The organism is Akkermansia sp. N21116 (genome assembly GCF_029854705.2).
In the GTDB taxonomy this organism is placed as follows: Bacteria; Verrucomicrobiota; Verrucomicrobiia; order Verrucomicrobiales; family Akkermansiaceae; genus Akkermansia.
The window spans coordinates 2,433,956-2,451,107 of sequence record NZ_CP139035.1 but is presented as its reverse complement, the minus strand read 5'-3'; the positions used below and the strand labels follow the sequence as shown (position 1 = coordinate 2,451,107).

11 protein-coding genes are annotated in these 17,152 nt (G+C 54.8%); 4 read left to right on the top strand and 7 right to left on the bottom strand.

What is annotated here, in order from left to right; all coding sequences use genetic code 11:
* Positions 1 to 484: 484 nt before the first annotated feature.
* Together thrS and infC are read left to right on the top strand one after the other, a co-directional pair.
* Entirely contained in the window at positions 485 to 2,377 is a 1,893-nt protein-coding gene (thrS, locus tag QET93_RS09465) for a threonine--tRNA ligase (RefSeq protein ID WP_280131353.1), read from the top strand.
* A 40-nt stretch (positions 2,378 to 2,417) separates the two neighbouring features.
* Positions 2,418 to 3,056 carry a translation initiation factor IF-3 gene (gene infC, locus QET93_RS09460; protein WP_280126369.1) on the top strand — a complete coding sequence of 213 codons (639 nt, stop codon included), beginning with the start codon at positions 2,418 to 2,420 and terminating at the stop codon, positions 3,054 to 3,056.
* 106 nt (positions 3,057 to 3,162) lie between these two features.
* On the opposite strand, the gene QET93_RS09455 is transcribed toward infC, so the two are convergent.
* Together QET93_RS09455 and QET93_RS09450 are read right to left on the bottom strand one after the other, a co-directional pair.
* On the bottom strand, positions 3,163 to 4,113 hold the full coding sequence (locus tag QET93_RS09455; protein WP_280131354.1) for an RluA family pseudouridine synthase: 951 nt from the start codon (positions 4,111 to 4,113) through the stop codon (positions 3,163 to 3,165).
* 24 nt (positions 4,114 to 4,137) lie between these two features.
* Positions 4,138 to 4,917: a Nif3-like dinuclear metal center hexameric protein gene (locus QET93_RS09450; protein ID WP_280131355.1), complete on the bottom strand. Its 780-nt coding sequence runs from the start codon at positions 4,915 to 4,917 to the stop codon at positions 4,138 to 4,140.
* A gap of 176 nt (positions 4,918 to 5,093) precedes the next feature.
* Between QET93_RS09450 and pheS the strand changes: the two genes are divergently transcribed.
* Both pheS and pheT read left to right on the top strand, forming a co-directional pair.
* Positions 5,094 to 6,104 carry a phenylalanine--tRNA ligase subunit alpha gene (gene pheS, locus QET93_RS09445; protein WP_280126366.1) on the top strand — a complete coding sequence of 337 codons (1,011 nt, stop codon included), beginning with the start codon at positions 5,094 to 5,096 and terminating at the stop codon, positions 6,102 to 6,104.
* A 30-nt stretch (positions 6,105 to 6,134) separates the two neighbouring features.
* Entirely contained in the window at positions 6,135 to 8,627 is a 2,493-nt protein-coding gene (pheT, locus tag QET93_RS09440) for a phenylalanine--tRNA ligase subunit beta (protein WP_280131356.1), read from the top strand.
* Between the two features lie 131 nt (positions 8,628 to 8,758).
* Here the strand turns inward: pheT and QET93_RS09435 are convergent, their stop codons facing one another.
* The 5 genes from QET93_RS09435 to QET93_RS09415 form a co-directional block, all read right to left on the bottom strand.
* Entirely contained in the window at positions 8,759 to 11,110 is a 2,352-nt protein-coding gene (locus tag QET93_RS09435) for a beta-galactosidase (protein ID WP_280131357.1), read from the bottom strand.
* Positions 11,111 to 11,201: 91 nt separating this feature from the next.
* Positions 11,202 to 12,236, bottom strand: coding sequence for an oligopeptide/dipeptide ABC transporter ATP-binding protein (locus QET93_RS09430; protein WP_280131358.1), 1,035 nt, complete (start codon positions 12,234 to 12,236; stop codon positions 11,202 to 11,204).
* A gap of 42 nt (positions 12,237 to 12,278) precedes the next feature.
* Positions 12,279 to 13,262, bottom strand: coding sequence for an ABC transporter ATP-binding protein (locus QET93_RS09425; RefSeq protein WP_280131359.1), 984 nt, complete (start codon positions 13,260 to 13,262; stop codon positions 12,279 to 12,281).
* Positions 13,259 to 15,520 (bottom strand): extracellular solute-binding protein, encoded by a 2,262-nt coding sequence (locus tag QET93_RS09420; protein WP_280131360.1) that lies wholly within the window; start codon positions 15,518 to 15,520, stop codon positions 13,259 to 13,261. The genes QET93_RS09425 and QET93_RS09420 overlap by 4 nt, the downstream gene beginning before the upstream one ends.
* 20 nt (positions 15,521 to 15,540) lie before the next feature.
* Positions 15,541 to 17,151 (bottom strand): ABC transporter permease subunit, encoded by a 1,611-nt coding sequence (locus QET93_RS09415; RefSeq protein ID WP_280131361.1) that lies wholly within the window; start codon positions 17,149 to 17,151, stop codon positions 15,541 to 15,543.
* Between the last annotated feature and the right edge of the window lies 1 nt (position 17,152).

Below are 17,152 nucleotides of genomic sequence, written 5' to 3'. Positions count from 1 at the left end.
TCAGATTTCATATTTTTCTCGTTTTTTTATTTAATTTATACTTATTATCAATTAGTTATGTTTCTATACAAGCGGTTTTGAAAACCGATAGAATATTGTGTAAGACATATGATTAAACGTTCGTTTTGTGGTTTCTTTTCCGTAGATTGTATTCATAGTCAAGAGTTCAAGTTGGACTATTGATTCTTCACGATAATGAACGAGAGAAGAATCGATGAATCTCCCTGTTGCAAGGTACTGGTCTCTATTTTTCCTATTAGATATTGATTGGGTGAGATATAACATGATATTTCAAGATACGGACATATGCTACCGACAAAGAATCTATACGTTTACAAATTTTATTTTCGACGGAGATTTCCCGGAGAAGATGCGGTCCAAGCGGAAAGAACTGTTGCGATACAAGGAAAACGGGTGAAGTTTTTGTCAGATGCTGTTTTTTTGCATTGATAATCCGGGCGGAATGGGGTTTGTAGAGGGGCGTATGTCTGAACACAAGGAGCGAAAAACTCTCGACGAACGCAATCAAGCATCCGATTTGGAACGGCTGCGCCATTCGTGTGCGCACGTGCTGGCCCAGGCTATCAGCCATATCTGGCCCGAGGCTCAATTGGCCGCCGGTCCCTCGGTCGACAACGGTTTCTACTATGATGTGGAGCTGGATCACCGGATCAGTACGGAAGATTTTGAAATGATCGAGGCCGAGATGAAGAAAATCGTCAAAGCTAATTATCCCTTTGAACGCCAGACAGTTACCCGTGAAGAAGCGATGCGCATGGCAATGTCGGGTGAACTCGGCTCCTGCGGCCCCCGTGATGTGTGCTCGCAGTTCAAATTGGATTTGTTGAACGACATCCCCGAAGGCGAAGAAATTTCCCTGTATCGCAACGGCGATTTCGTTGATCTGTGCGCCGGCCCTCATGTCGGGCGTACGGGCAATTGCAAGGCGTTCAAGATTATGAGTGTTGCCAGCGCTTTCTACAAGGGGGACAAGAGCCGCCCCATGCTGCAGCGCGTGTACGGGACGTGTTTCCCGAACAGGACCCAGCTTGACGAACATCTTCAGCGTCTCGAGGAAGCCAAGCGCCGCGATCATCGCCGCATTGGACGCGAAATGGGAATTTTCGCCATTGACGAAGCCGTCGGGCAGGGGTTGATCCTCTGGAAACCGAAGGGGGCTCTGATCCGCCGTTCCCTTCAGGATTTCATTACCGAAGAACTCGATAAGCTGGAGTACTCGCAGGTCTATACGCCCAATATCGGCAAACTGGATCTGTACCGGACCTCCGGTCACTTCCCATATTATAAAGACAGTCAATATGCCCCCATCCCGGAACGGGACATGATGCAGAAGTTGTGCGAGGAAGGGGCTTCCTGCGCGGAACTTTTCAACGGATTGAGCGACGGAACGCTGGAAGGCTACATGCTCAAGCCGATGAACTGTCCGCATCACATCAAAATTTATGCCAGCGATGCCCATTCCTATCGCGATCTTCCCGTGAGACTGGCCGAGTTCGGCACCGTGTACCGCTGGGAGCAGAGCGGGGAGCTGGGAGGCATGACGCGTGTCCGCGGATTTACGCAGGACGATGCCCACATTTTCTGCACGCCCGACCAGCTTGCCCATGAAATCCAGCAGTGCCTCGGCATCGTCAAGACGATCTTCAGTACGTTGAACATGACGGACTACCGCGTCCGCATCTCTCTCCGCGACCCGGACAGTACGAAGTACGTCGGTTCTCCGGAAAACTGGGACAAAGCCGAAGAAGCATTGCGCGAAGCCGCCAAGTGGCTGGGTGCCAGCTATACGGAAGAACCGGGAGAAGCCGCCTTCTACGGTCCGAAGATTGATTTCATCGTCAAGGATGCCATTGGCCGCGAGTGGCAGCTTGGAACCGTCCAGGTGGATTACAATCTGCCGGAACGGTTTGACCTGACTTATACGGGATCGGACAACAAGCCTCACCGTCCGGTGATGGTGCACCGCGCTCCCTTCGGTTCCATGGAACGTTTTACGGGGTTGCTTATTGAACATTTTGAAGGAAAATTCCCGACATGGCTTGCTCCGGAACAGGTCCGAATTCTGCCTATTTCAGAGAAAGTACTGGAAAATGCAATATCTCTGAAGAAGCAGCTTGCTACTGAAGGAGTTCGGGTTTCCCTTGATGAATCTCCGGACAAAATTGGAGCCAAGATTCGCAATGCCCAGTTGGACAAAGTGCCCTACATGGCCGTTATCGGTCACCGCGAAGCGGAAGAGGGTACTGTATCCGTTCGTCACCGTGATGCAGGAGACTTGGGATGTTGCCCAACGGTGGAATTTGTTGACAAAGTGGCTTCTGAAGTCAAAAATAGGCTGATTAAGCCAGCGAATTGAGTTGCTTTTTCACACTTGATACTTTAAAGATCCTGACAACGTGCCAATCAAGCCATCCAATAATAATAGAGATAACCGTCGCCGTGATAATGGCGACCAGACCCGAGTCAATGAACGCATCCGTGCTCCTCGCGTCCGCGTGGTGAGTGCTTCCGGTGAACAGCTCGGTATTTTAAATACTCGTGAAGCTTTGGAAAAAGCCAAAATGCTGGGCCTCGACCTTGTCGAAGTTGCTTCCACTGCGGATCCTCCCGTGTGCCGACTTGTCGATTACGGCAGGTACAAGTACCAGCAGGCCAAACTCCAGAAGAACAACAAGAGCAAGATCGTCCGCATGAAGGAAGTGAAGCTCCGTATCGGTACGGATACCAATGACTATAACGTCAAGATGGCACGCACGGAGGACTTTCTGGATCACGGTCACAAGGTACGCTTCCAGCTCCGCTTCCGCGGTCGTGAGAATGCCCACCATGAATTGGGCTTCGACATGATGCAACGCGTTATTGACGATCTAAAGACGATGGGTCAGGTAGATCAGGCTCCCCGCCTGGCGGGCAATACCATGAATATGGTACTGGCTCCGTTGCCTGCCGCTCAGCGCGTCAAGAAGTTTAGAGCGCACCTCGACGAAGGTTTCGATTCGGAATCGGAAGAATTCGATGCCGCCGACGATGAATAAGAGGGTTTTCTAAACACCAGTTTTCAACCAACCTAACAGCCTGCCCTGCATCATGTGGGGCAGGCTGTTGGCATGAATGGATACAGGAATCAGCGGCAATTGGGACTTAGGGATTCGGATGTTCATCGTGAACTTCGGGTATGCTACCGGGGAATGATTGCATCCAAGGCGTGTATTCGGCAGGGATGGGGGCTTCGAGTTCGACTCTTTTCCCGGTACGCGGATGGTCGAAACCGAGCCTCCAGGCGTGGAGCATGAGGCGGCCCGGTCGGGCTTTTTGGCGTTTGGGGTTGGAGTAGATGGGATCGCCGATGAGAGGGTGGCCCAAGTGCAGCATGTGGACGCGGATCTGGTGCGTGCGTCCGGTGTGGAGGGTACAAAGGACGAGGGATGACTCGGTGGCGGGATCGGTACAGAGCACTTCCCAGTCCGTGATGGCCGGCTTGCCTGTGCCGGGATTGACGACAGCCATTTTCAGACGATTGACCGGGTGGCGGCCGATGTGGGTGAAGACGGTGCCGGTGCGTTCCTTCGGGCACCCTTGGACGACGGCGAGGTAGAGCTTTTGGGTGGTGCGTTCGGAAAACTGTGTGGTGAGGGATTGATGGGCATTGTCGTTTTTGGCGACAACGAGGCAGCCGGATGTATCTTTATCAAGCCTGTGGACGATTCCGGGGCGTTCGATGCCACCGATGCCCGATAGGTCGCCGCAGTGGTGGAGCAGGGCGTTGACCACGGTACCGTCCGGGTTGCCTGCGGCCGGATGGACAACCATGCCGCTTTCCTTGTTGATAACGACGACGTCGGTATCTTCGTAAAGAATGTGGAGGGGTATGTCCTGGGGCTGGGCTTCGGCGGGTTCGGGTTCGGGGATGTTGACGTCGATGGTGTCTCCACGTTCAACGGGAGTTTTGGCCTTGGCGGGTTTTCCGTTGAGTGTGACGTCCCCGCTTTTGATGAGGCTCTGGATGCGGGAGCGGGAGAGGTCGGGAAGGAGTCCGACGAGGTATTGATCCAGCCGGGTTTTCCCGTCGGCATCGTCCGTGGTGAAAATCATGATGGAAAGCGTATCGGGGGGAGATTAGGCAATGGGGGCGGAATAACGGGAGGGGGGAATGTCAAGATCGGAACAGGGGAGTCCGAAACGCTCCGAAAGCAGGCGGCCCAGGGCACGGACTCCAAATGTTTCCGTGGCGTAGTGGCCTCCGAAGATGAGGTTGACGCCCAGTTCTTCCGCCATCGGGATGTTCCAGTGGGCTCCCTCGCCGGTGATGTAGGTCTGCGCTCCTTCGAGGACGGCTTCTTCCAGATCTCCCCCGGCTCCGCCGGAACAAACGATGATGTCGCCCGGGGTGTCATGGGGAAGGTGAAGGTAGGATTCGACGGGAGCGTTGACGGCTTGTGCTACGGCAGCGGCCAATTCGGCGGCGGTGCCGGGGAAAGTTCCACGGATGCCCATATCGTGTCCCTTGGAGGGCAAAGCCCCTCCTGTGATGGATATTCCGCATGCCTTGGCCAGCAGGACATTGTTGCCGAGGGTGGGGTGGATGTCGAGCGGGAGGTGGACGGAATAAACGGCGAGGTTGTGATCCAGGGCGAGCTGGAGTTTGCGTTTCCAGGCTCCCGTGACAGGCCGGAGCCCCGACCAGTACAGTCCATGGTGGACAATCAGCAGGTCGGCGCCATGATCGACGGCTTCCCGCATGGCGCGTTCGGAGGCATCGACAGCGGTGGCGATGCTGGATATTTCTCCTGCATTTTCGATTTGCAATCCGTTGAATGCATTCGGGTAGTCTTGAATTTCGCCGAGTTTGAGCTCGTCGTTCAGGAAGGAGACGATGGTCTGCAAGGGGCAAATCATGATGCGGGAAGAATAGGGCAGTCCGAACCCGAATTCAAGAGAACACGTCGCACTGTACCTTCTTCGGGTTCCGGTATGTCATGGTGAGACGGAGAAATGCGTTTTTCTTACGCCTCCGGGGCAAGCCTCCTTGACGCTTGCCATTGGCGGAGGTAGGTTGTCGGCAGCAGAAATTTATGAAAGACCAGATCACACGTATTGAGAGCGAAGCCTTGGCTGTCATTGCCGCGGTGGCCGACATGCGCGGATTGGAAGACGCCCGCGTCGCCATCCTCGGCAAAAAGGGGACGCTGACCCTGGCCCAGTCCGGAATGAAAGATGTCCCCAAGGAAGACAAACCGGCCGTGGGGCAGATGTTGAACGATGCCCGCAGAACGATCACGAATGCCTTGGAGGAAAAGCAGACTGCTCTCCAGAAGCAGGCCGATGCAGCCGAAGTGGCGGGGGTGGATGTGACTCTTCCTTCCCGCAAACTTGAGAAAGGCGGCCTGCATCCCTTGAGCATGATCCGCGATGAAGCGGTAGGCATCCTGCGTCGCATGGGGTTTTCCGTGGCGGAAGGTCCGGAAATCGAAGACGAATTCCACTGTTTCGATGCATTGAATACTCCTGCGGACCACCCGGCTCGCAATGAGAAGGACTCGTTCTACTTTGATTCCGGCAAGCTCCTGCGCCCCCATACTTCTTCCGTGCAAATCCGTGCGATGGAACGCCTGACTCCTCCGGTACGCATCATTGCTCCCGGTTCCGCCTACCGTCGCGACGAAATTGATGCTACTCACTTATCCGCTTTCAGTCAGTTGGAAGGCTTGTATGTAGACCGCGACGTGAGTGTAGGAGATTTGAAAGGTACGTTGGAATACCTGCTGAAGGCTCTTTTCGGGCAGGAGACGGAAGTCCGTTTCCGGCCTCACTTCTTCCCGTTTACGGAACCGAGCTTCGAAATCGACGTGAAACTTCAGGCTACCGGACAAGCTCCCCGCTGGATTGAGATTGCCGGTTGCGGCATGGTGGATCCTGCCGTGTTTGCTGCGGTAGACAAGGAACGCGGTGTCCCCATGTATGAGGGGCTGACCGGTTTTGCCTTCGGTATCGGCCTGGAACGCCTGGCTATGATCCGCTGGGGCATCAAGGACATTCGTGCCTTGATTGAGAATGACGTGCGTTTCTTGTCCCAGTTCCAATAATTCCATCCTATTACCCCTTTTTTTACCAATATGAAGATTTCCCTCAACTGGCTTTCCGAATACCTTGACCTGGACGGGCTGTGCGTGAACGAAATGTCCGACATGCTCACCTTCGCGGGTATTGAAGTGGAAGATATCCACCAACAGGGTGTTGATTCACCCCTCGTCGTTGTTGCCCAGGTTGTTGCTGCGGAACAGCATCCCCAGGCGGATCGTCTCAAGGTCTGTAAAGTGGATGTCGGCGATGGAGGCCCTCTCCGTCAAATTGTCTGCGGAGCCCAGAATTACAAGGTGGGCGACAAGGTGCCTTGCTCTCTGCCGGGAGCTATCCTGCCCGGAGGCATTGAGATCAAGACGGGCAAATTGCGCGGGATCGATTCCTGCGGGATGCTTTGTTCCGCCTCGGAACTCGGTCTTCCGGACAAGGAACACGGACTCTGGATTTTACCGCAGGATCTCAAACTCGGGACTCCGATTTCCGAGATTGTCAAGGCAGACACGATTGTGGAAGTGGAAGTGACGCCCAATCGTCCGGATTTGCTCTCTCACTGGGGCATGGCCCGTGAATTGTCCGCCATTACAGGACGTGCGCTGAAGAAGGATCCCTCTTGCAAGCGCGCTACCTGTGCCGCCGGCAGCCTTATTACGCTGGAAGCTCCTGAAGTTTGTCCTTTTTATACGGTGGTGAGGATTGATGGGGTGAAGGTACAGGAGAGTCCGGAATGGATGAAGGAACACCTGGCCGCCATCGGTCTCCGGCCGATCAACAACATTGTCGATATTACCAACTTCGTACTTCATGAACTGGGGTCTCCCCTGCATGCGTTCGATGCGGACAAGATCCAGGGAGGCCTGGTTATCCGATCTGCCCGCAACGGGGAAGAATTCCTGGCTTTGGATGGCGTTACGTATGCGTTGAATGAATCCGACCTTGTCATTGCCGACCAATCCGGTCAGGCCAAATGCCTGGCGGGAGTTATGGGGGGGGAAGAGAGCGGCGTTTCCGACGGTACGACTTCTATTTTGCTGGAGGCGGCCTGGTTCCTTCCTTCGAGTGTTCGAGCTACGTCCCGCCGTCTGGGGTTGAGCTCCGATTCTTCCTACCGTTTTGAACGCGGTACTTCACCGTGGAATGTATTGCGGACCTCCGGTCGCGCGGTGGAATTGATCCTTGAGCTGGCGGGCGGCACGGCCAGTCCGGCGCATGTTGCGGGCAAAGCTCCGTCCATGTATCCGGGCGACGATGTGACCGGCCGCAAGAATGCAACATTCTCCGAACAGGGGACGGAGGTTTCCGTGACACACCTTCTGCATACCGTCAAGCTCGATTGGAAACAGCTCGACCAAATTAGCGGCGGTGTCATTCCCCATGAACGGGGAGCCGCCATTCTGAAAGGACTTGGTCTCGAATCTCCCGATAACGACGGTATTTGGGTCATTCCTCCGTGGCGTCTGGATCTGGGCCGTCCCTGCGACCTGCTGGAAGAAATCGTCCGTGTTTACGGTATTGATAACATTCCTTCCCGTTACTCCGGTCCCTTCTCGGAAGAATCCGCCTGCGACAAAGCTCACAATTATCAGATGCAATTGCGTTACAAGCTGGCAGCACTGGGCTTTTACGAAACTCAGACGATCAAGCTGATTGCTTCGGAAGCCGGTGACAATACAATTGCCCAGGTGAAGGATGCTCTTCCGATCCGTCCCTTGTTCGACGGGGATTTGATCCGTGTCTCGTTGCCACTTAGCGAAGATCATGCCGTGATGCGCCCGGCACACACCCCCGGTTTGATCGCCGCCGCCGTTCGTAACTCCAACCAGGGGGCAGAATCTCTGCGGTTCTTTGAAATCGGTCGTGTTTTCCGCAATACCGGCGGAGGCAAGGGCAAGGATATCGAGCAGGATACTCTCGGTATTCTGATCTCCGGTTCACGCGAAGCTTCGTCCTGGAGGAATCCTCGTCCGGAAACCGCCTCTTTTGAAGATTTGCTGGCTGTTCTGGAAGCTCTGGCTCCTTCCCATACCTGGACGGCTGTTCCCGCCAAGCCTCGCGACATGGCGGCCTATGGAGCCGACGTCCAGATCGATGGCAAGCCCTGTGGCTACATGGCCAGATTGTCCCTTTCCCGATGCCGGGAACTGGGGTTGGACCGCCCCGTGTATGTGGCGGAACTGGATCTCCGCAAGCTTCAGGAAATCGCGACGTCATCCGTCAAGGCTGCCGATTTGCCCCAGTTCCCCGGGTCGTCACGCGACGCAGCTATGGAAGTGCCCGCTACGACGAAGAACTCCGATATTGAGAAGGCCATTGGATCAGCCCGGCAGAAGTTGTTGGTAGACCATTCCTGTTTCGATGTGTTCTCCGACCCGTCCGGTGTGAAGTTGCCGTCCGATCGCAAATCCATTGCCTACACGTTCCTCTACAGGGCTGCCGACCGCACTCTGACGGCAGCTGAGGTGGATGCGGCACACAAGGCTCTTCTGGAACACCTTGCCAAACAAATCAAGGGATTGAATTTCAGATAAACACTTTCATCGCCGGCATATGAAACCGGCTTTTCCCGCAAAGGGGCTGCCTTGCAGGATGGTTTCTTCGGAAACTGGCGTGAGGACAGCCTCTTTCTTTTTGTCTCCGAATGAAAAATTCTCGGGGCGCTTTATTCTCCAGGAGGAAAGGGTGTCGTGGAAGCGTAAATTTCGAAGTCTTTGATACGCCCGTTGGTGGAATGCTGGCGAGGCAGGTAACGGAAACCGGACAAGGTGTGTTCCTTCCCCAGATCAAGGACGATCATGTGTGGATAGCAGGGGGCGAGTCCGTTCCACTGGGTATGCCAGTGTGTGTTGGGCTGACCGTCCATGATTTTGTCGGCCTCGGCGGATTCCCCGACGGTTTCATGGGAGTCCGCATAGACGATGGACCACGGGGCGCGATTGATGAAACCACCTCCAGCATCAATCAGATTCAATTCGGCAATGGCGGCGTAAGGAAGATCCTTGTGGGAGGAAAGAGCTTTAAAAGCAATGTATCTGGCTGTTACCGGTGAACTGAACAGGATTTCCTGTTCTTCACTGCCTGGAGAAAACGTGCCCTGATAGATGCGTTGGCTGCGGGACGGTGTGACGGGCTTGCCCTCGCAGGAAGACTCGGCCATCGATGGGTCGCGCCGGACTTGGTAGAGGGGCTCTTTATTGCCCTTGACGGAACCGAAGCCTCCGTCAAGTTCCAGAACAACGATTTCATTGTCTCCCTGCTTCAGGAAGGACGCGGGGCAATAAAGGGTTTGTTGAGAGCCGATGAACCAGTAACGGCCCAGATTGTGACCGTTGACCCAGACGACACCTTTTTTCCAACCTTTGTACATATTGATATAAGTATCCTTGGGAGATTCGGTCTTGAAGTGAGACCGATGGAAGACGGGTTGGTCGCCCGCAGGCGCTTTGTCGGAAAACCGGAGTTGCCGGATGGCTTCGGTAGGGCAGGGAAGGGAGTAAATTTCAAAGTTTTTTACTTCTTTATCATTCCATGTGACAGGTGCGGCGATTCCTTTACGTTCTGTCAGCATGGGTCGGCCATAGTTGATGCGTCCCATGTTTTCGACGAGGATGTCGAGCGTATGTTCTCCATCCGGAACGGAGAGCTGGCAGGAGTTTTGTTTGAAGCGCCTATCGAGGATGGCAATCTGTTTGCCGTCGATGTAGATGGAGGCGCGATCCTGCATGTGTGGGAAATTGAGCTGGCCTTCACCGGGGCCTTTGACTTTGGTACGGTAGAGGATAAAACCGTAGTTTTGTCCGACGTCTTCCATAGATTGGGGCTGTTGGGAAGCAATCGCCGTGGGAAGGTTGTCGAACATACCGGCTTTTTCCGTGAATACGACTTCGGGGAGGTCCATCATAACGGGTTGCTCCGGGGGATCGGGAAGTTTGAACGATTCTCCGTAATATTTCTGGATAATGTCCCGGATTTTAAAGAAGCGTTCCGTGAGGAAACCGTTTTCAGCAATAGGCGCTCCGTAGTCGTAGTTAGTGACTTCGGGGGCGTATGTTTCCGTCATATTGGCTCCGTTCATGAATCCGAAGGTGGTTCCCCCGTGGGCCATGTAGATGTTGGGGGATGTATTTTTATCCAGCATCCATTGGAGGTCTCTTTCAAACTCGGAAGTGTCGGCGTCGAAGTATTTCGGTTTACCCCATGTGTCGAACCATCCTGCCCAGAATTCGCTGTTCATCTGAGGAGTTTTTCCTTTGACCTTCCGGACGATATTAAAGGCATTGTCTGCACCGTGTAGGAACGTGACGGAAGCGAGGACATCGGGTAGGGAACCGTATTTGAGGCTCCATTCGACAGAGGTATCCGAGGTAAAAGGGATGATGCCTGGGAGATTCTTTTTGACGGTTTCAAGATGTTTTTCCAGATAGGATTTATCGGAACCGAACGAGCCGTATTCGTTTTCGATCTGTACCATGATTACGGGGCCTCCTTGCGTGATCTGGAGCGGAGCGAGCATGGAAGTGACCTTATCCAAGTAGTTCATTGCCGGGGAGAGATAGGCAGGATCGCTGGAACGGAGGGCTGCGGCAGGTGTTTTCAGAAGCCATGCCGGAAGTCCTCCCAGTTCCCATTCTCCGCAAATGTAGGGGCCGGGGCGGACGATTACCCAGAGGCCTTCACTGCGGGCTTCCTTGATGAATTCGATAAAGTCGAGATTTCCCGAGAAGTCCCATTGTCCGGGTTGCTGTTCGTGGGCATTCCAGAATATGTAGGTACTAATAGTGTTGATGCCCATGGCTTTCATGCGCTGGAGGCGGTCTTTCCAGTACATGCGGGGGACACGCGGATAGTGGAGTTCCCCGGAGATTATTTTGACGGGTTTACCGTCCATGAGGAAGTTTTCCTCGTCCATCGAGAATGTATGAGGCTGCCCGTCGTTAGAGGGCGGCATGGGCATGGGGGCAGCCCATCCCGTGTGGATGGATAATAGCAAAATGAAGAAAAGAATGAATTTCATGATAATACCTCCCCTTATGTTCCCAAACATATTACGGGGAAAAATTTCGGAATCTTGCAGGTATTGTTCCATGGGATGGGGGAATGTGTGTTTACCGTCGGATGGTTTGGGGGGAACGGTTGCGTTCTCTGATCATCTGAAGGTCTTCCGGGGACAGGGAACAGGGATCGGGCGCGACGCGGTGGCCGGACTCGATTTCCAGAGGAGTGAGGTTGAGACCGATCGTGTCCGCGTAGCCGGGATGGTTGATGCGATGGCCGAAGGCCGAGCCCAAAGGTGGATCAATGGGGGAGGGAACATCGCCGGGCAGAGGTTCGTGTTCATTCCTATGAAGGGGATCAGGTTCGGGAATCGCGGAGAGGAGGGCTTTGGTGTAGGCGTGGCGCGGGTTTTTGTAGATTGTTTCAGCATCGGCTTCTTCCACGATTTTACCAAGGTACATGACGGCGACGCGGTCAGAGACGTGTTTGACGACGGCGAGGTCATGCGCGATGAAGAGGTAGGAGAGTTTGCGCTCTTCCTGAAGTTCCAGAAGGAGGTTGAGGACCTGCGACTGGATAGAGACGTCGAGGGCGGAGACGGGTTCGTCGAGGATGATCAGACTGGGGTTGAGCGTTAGAGCCCGGGCGATGCCGATGCGTTGCCGCTGTCCCCCGGAGAATTCGAACGGGAAGCGGTCGATGGCGCTGGCAGGCAGGCCGACGCGATCCAGCAGCCCCAGCACCCATTCCCGGCGCTGGATGGCTGAACCGAGTCCGTGGATGACGTAGGGTTCGGCAATGATCTGGCCGATGGAGAGGCGCTGGTTGAGGGATTCCGCCGGATCCTGGAAGACCATCTGAATGTGGGAACGCAGGGGGCGCATTCTGCGTTGGGAGATTTTCGAGATATCCTGTCCTCGGAAGTAGATGTGGCCGGATGTAGGGGCAAGGAGGCGAATCAGGCATTTACCCATGGTGGATTTGCCACAGCCGGATTCTCCGACAAGTCCGAGCGTTTCTCCCTGCCGGATGGTCAGGGAAACGTCGTCAACTGCTTTGACCCACCCGGCGCGGCGCATGAAGACGCCTTTGCGGATGGGAAAGTACATTTTGAGGTTTTTGGCTTCCAGAAGTGGTTCAGACATGGATGAGAAAACTAGTGGGATGTAGACGAAAGGGGGAGAGTATTAGCGGAAACTCCGGCAGCGGGGGCAGTCTTCCACCCAGTGACCGGGTGCGACTTCTATCAGACGGGGGCGTTCCGTCAGTTCTTCCACAGGGATGCCCATGCGTTGGCAGAAGCGGCAGCCATTGACATATTCGCTGATAGGGGCTACCTGGCCGGGGATGGTGGGCAGGTAACTCTTGGGAACTGAGGTCAGGCGCGGGATGGATTCCAAGAGACCGCGGGTGTAGGCGTGCATGGGATTGGCAAAGAGTTCCCGGACGGGAGCACGTTCCACAACGCGTCCGGCGTACATGACGACGACGGAGTCGCAGGATTGGGCGATAACTCCGAGGTCGTGGGTGATGAGGATGGATGAAGCGTTCATTTCTTCCCTCAGTTCCTGGAGAAGGTTGAGAATTTGAGCCTGAACAGTGACGTCAAGAGCCGTTGTCGGTTCGTCGGCAATGATGAGGTCGGGGTGACACGCCAGAGCGATGGCGACGACAACTCTCTGTCTCATGCCGCCGGACATTTGATGGGGAAATTCATCGACTCGCGATTCCGGGGCGGGAATACGTACTTTGCGAAGTAGTTCAATGGCTGCCTGGCGGGCCTCTCTGGCGTTGAAACCACGGTGGAGCATCAGGGACTCTCCGATCTGTTTGCCGATGGTGTGAACGGGGTTGAGAGCTGTCATAGGCTCCTGGAAGATGACTCCGATATCTTTGCCCCGGATTGAATACATGTCATCGACGGAGGCAGTGACGAGATCCTGTCCTTTGAAGATAATTTCACCGCCGACGATTTTGCCCATGGGCTGAGGCAGGAGGCGGATGATGGACATGGCGGTGACACTTTTGCCGCAACCGGATTCTCCGACAATGCCGACGCATGAACTACGGGGAACATCAAAGCAGACACCGTCCACAGCTCGGAGCAGGCCGGCTTCCGTGTCGAATGCCGTACTGAGGTTGCGGACTTCGAGGAGGTTTTCAACAATCATGGCTTGTCTGGTTGGCTGGGGGGGGATGCGGGGGGAACCTGAGGAACTGGCACGGCTTCCGGTACTGCCGGGACGGAGGGAAGGGCATTGTCCTCCGTATTTCTTTCGGCATCGGGTAGGCTGGTTTGATAGCGGTATTGGTCGTACACGGCATCGACTTCCGGAAACGTGATGCCTTTGTGTTTGGCATTGAGGGTTTCTTTCTCCAAGTCTTCGTCAACCCAGTAGAGATGGCTTTCCGTGGGTTCGAAAATGAGGGGATAGCAAAACTGGGTCGTTTTGCTATTGGGCCAGCGGACCCACCTCCAGTAGCAAAGACGGGCGAATTCCGTGGTCCATCCCGGTACCCAGAGTCCTTCGTCGTGGACCATGCGCTGGATAGCATGGGCGTTTTGTTCCAGTTCAGCTTCGGTATGGACGTGTTTCTCCGCATCGAGCAGGCGATCCATTTCCGGGTTGGCGTATGAGTTGATGTTGTTGGTGTAAGGGATTGTATTGCCTTTTGTATCATAGGCATAGGACGAATGGAAGCACTGTGCCAGGGTGGGATGCGGAGGCGTAAATCCCCAGGCCATGAAACATGCTTGGTGGCGTTTTTCCATAAGCTTGCGGAAGTTGACCATGGAGTCCAGGGGATCGAGTTGGAGATCCAATCCGCATTTACGTGCATCTTCCTTGAGCTGGCTCATGATAGTGGCCAAGGAGGTGGAGGCGTTAGGGAAGGTGACTTCGGCCGTCAGGCGCGTACCGTCCGGTTTTCGGAGGATTCCGTCGGGGCAGGTGATGGTGAAACCGGCGGCGGAGAAGTATTGACGCGCTTTTTCAGGGGAGAATTCGCGGGCTTTGATCGATGCGTCAGTGTACCTGCCGTAGCCGGAGGCGATGGAACCGAGCCTCTGGTAGTCGCCGCGGAAGTTGATATCGATGATTTTCTGAATATTGAGTGCGTGGTGGAATCCGAGGCGGATGTTTTTATCGTTGAACGGAGGACGGGCCGTGTTGAGGAAAATGCCGAAGGGTGGCCTCGGATAGATGGTGAAGAAGGTGGCGCGCTGGATGTAGCCGTTGTGGACTTCGGGGATTTCCATGCGTTCGTGCCAAAGTTCTGGCTTGTTCATGAACATGATGTCGAGTTCACCGATGCGGAAGAGTTCCAGAGCCTTGGATTCTTCCGCGATGAAATTGTACACGATGCGGTCGACATTGAAGGTATTTTTTGTGTACTTTTTATCGCGAGCCCACCAATTGTCGACCCTCTTGAGGGTAATCTGGCGCCCGCGGATCATGTCCTCCGGACTGATGGTGTAGGCACCTGTCGTGGGTGGGACGCGCCACTGGTATTTTTCTACGTAGTTGGGACCGAATTCGCTGTAGAAATGAGGTGGTGCCGGGGTGAATATCGTGCAATAAAATGGCAGGAGAGGACGAGCTTCCGGGAGGGTGACGGCGATGATATCGTCACCATAGAGAGTGACGTGGGAGACTTCCTCTTTGTACATGGTTTCGTAGAGAATGTCCTTGGTATAATCCGAGGTCCGCACGAACATGTTGACGATGAAGTCGATAGCTCTTACCTTGGCTCCGTCGGAATAGGAAGCGGCGGGATCGAGGTGGAAATAGACCGTCCGTCCGTCTGTCCCGACTGCCCAACGGTCCGAGAGGGAGGGAATGACCCGGCCGGTTGCAGGATGGATGTTGATCAAGCCCATGTCGATTTCATCGTAGAGCCTGCCGCGGAAGGAATTGTTGCTGTTGGGCCCGATCGGACGGAAGGTGTCCGGAAACGAACCTGCTTCCCACAAGCGGATGGAACCTCCTTTTTTGGCGTTCGGATCGCCGATTTCAGGTTCGTCCATGCCGTCTTCCCAGACGAGTTCCGTGGGGAGCTCTTCCCCTTTCCGTATTCGGATGAAGTCGCCTTCCGACAGGCGTTGCCTCATGATCTCCAATTGAGAAGTTTTGGCGACGAGACGGCTTTGAATGGATTCCCTTTCCTTGGTGTCCTGGGTGTGGAAGTAGGTGTTACGGAGTGAGTTGACTTCCTTTTCGAGCGATTCTACTTCTGTACGGAGCCATTTATCGACTTTCTTGTTCCATCGGGGGATGAATGTGTCGAATCCATGCGGCATGGTTCCTTCCGGGACAGTAGAATGCCAGCCGACGCCCCGGGAACGGGAGTTGTCGGTGCAGCCCGACAACAGAAACAAAGCGGTCAGGGATATCAGCAACAGGCGAATGGTAAGGGAGATTTGAACCATGGAGGGGGACGGCGTTTCCTTTATTTGTAGGTGGTGAATTTCTTTGGGTCGAAGGCTTCCCTGATGGCTTCTCCGATGAAGGTGACGAGCAGGAGAATACTGACCAGGGCAACGAAAGCGGAGGTAACGACCCAGGGAGCGGACAGGTTGGAAAGTCCGTCGTTGAGGAGCCGGCCCCAGCTGGCATACGTATCCGGCAAGCCGAAACCGAGGTAGTCCAGAGATGCAAGAGCCAGGATCAGGGCCGAAACACTGAAAGGTACGAGTGTGACGAGGATGGCGACCAGGTTGGGGAGGATGTGGATGAAGAGGATGCGGGCAGTGGAGGCTCCGAGCACGCGGGCGGCAGAGACGTAGTCCCGCGATTTTTCCTTCATCGTGGAGGTACGGAGTTGATAGGTCATTTCCATCCATCCGAACATGATGAGCAGACCGAGAATGAGGAACATGCCTTTCATTTCCAACGGCACCATGTCTGAGATGATCATGATGATGAAGAGGAAGGGGACTTGGGAGAGGATTTCGATCAGGCGTTGGAATGTGATGTCGAATTTGCCTCCAAAGTATCCCATGAGCATGCCGAAGGTAATGCCGATGAAATAGACGAAGGGCAGGTAGAACAATGCCGCTTTGATGTTGACCTGGAGACCTCCGTAGAGGTAGGCGAGGATATCCGCTCCCTGAGTGTTGGTACCGAGGAGGTGTCCGCTCTTCAAGGGAGGAGCGGGATGGTAGTAAATCATGTAGATTTTGCCGGGGTCGCTTCCTTTCAGAAATTCTTCCCTGGTCCCGGGACCCGTGTATTGTTCCGAGACGAGTTTATTGTTTTCGTAGGTGGCGGAATAGACTTCACTTCTGTCGGGCAGCCAGCCAATGGTGCCTTTTTCCAATTTTCCCTGCCGGTAGCAGTAGCGGATGTGGGGCAGGGCTTCTTCTTCGTTGTAAAGGCGGGCGGCGAGACCGGAGTACGGTTTGTGAGTGTCGGGATTCAGAACGAGGCCGTCCGGGGAAATTTCCAAGAGTTCCGTGGCAGGGTTGGCGGAGTCTCCCGTGGGATCGTAGGGAACAAGGGGCATGATGACGCACGAAGGTCGTCCAGGCTGGCCGGATTCGCGTTTCAGCTTACGGTAGTCGGCTTCGGCTTCGGCACTGTCGCCGTTCTCTCCGAAGGTAGCTCCGTTGTACGGTGAACGGACGAGTGCCGGGAAATAGGGATGACCGTCGTAAAGAACAAAAAGTGCTCGTTTGCCGACGAGGCACTGGTCCATGCAAGCCAGGAGAACCATGGTGACGAGGATCATCAACGAGATGTGACCGCGGCGGATTGTTTTGAAACGGGCTAGCCGCCGGGCGGTGATGGGAGTGGGCTGGAAACGGTGCTTCGGCTGGCGGTAAAGCCAGAGGCCGATGAGGAACAGGACAAGCGAACAGACCCATCCGAACCACAGGAAGCTGCCTTGGTACAGGAAGGGATTGGCACTGTCCGGCATACCGCAGTGCCATTGCAGGATGGACATCTCCCGGGCAACGGTGAAAGGCCAGCTTAGTGTAGGGATCAGAAGCCCGAAGTATTCTCCCACTGCGGAGAGAATGGCACAGACGATGAGGATGAAGGCAATCTTGCGAACCATG

Bases quoted from the DNA above. Each gene is read 5' to 3' on its own strand.
- thrS (WP_280131353.1), top strand. From the start codon at position 485: ATGTCTGAACACAAGGAGCGAAAAACTCTCGACGAACGCAATCAAGCA.
- QET93_RS09455 (WP_280131354.1), bottom strand. From the start codon at position 4,113: ATGATTTTCACCACGGACGATGCCGACGGGAAAACCCGGCTGGATCAA.
- QET93_RS09450 (WP_280131355.1), bottom strand. From the start codon at position 4,917: ATGATTTGCCCCTTGCAGACCATCGTCTCCTTCCTGAACGACGAGCTC.
- pheS (WP_280126366.1), top strand. From the start codon at position 5,094: ATGAAAGACCAGATCACACGTATTGAGAGCGAAGCCTTGGCTGTCATT.
- pheT (WP_280131356.1), top strand. From the start codon at position 6,135: ATGAAGATTTCCCTCAACTGGCTTTCCGAATACCTTGACCTGGACGGG.
- QET93_RS09435 (WP_280131357.1), bottom strand. From the start codon at position 11,110: ATGAAATTCATTCTTTTCTTCATTTTGCTATTATCCATCCACACGGGA.
- QET93_RS09430 (WP_280131358.1), bottom strand. From the start codon at position 12,236: ATGTCTGAACCACTTCTGGAAGCCAAAAACCTCAAAATGTACTTTCCC.
- QET93_RS09425 (WP_280131359.1), bottom strand. From the start codon at position 13,262: ATGATTGTTGAAAACCTCCTCGAAGTCCGCAACCTCAGTACGGCATTC.
- QET93_RS09420 (WP_280131360.1), bottom strand. From the start codon at position 15,520: ATGGTTCAAATCTCCCTTACCATTCGCCTGTTGCTGATATCCCTGACC.
- QET93_RS09415 (WP_280131361.1), bottom strand. From the start codon at position 17,151: ATGGTTCGCAAGATTGCCTTCATCCTCATCGTCTGTGCCATTCTCTCC.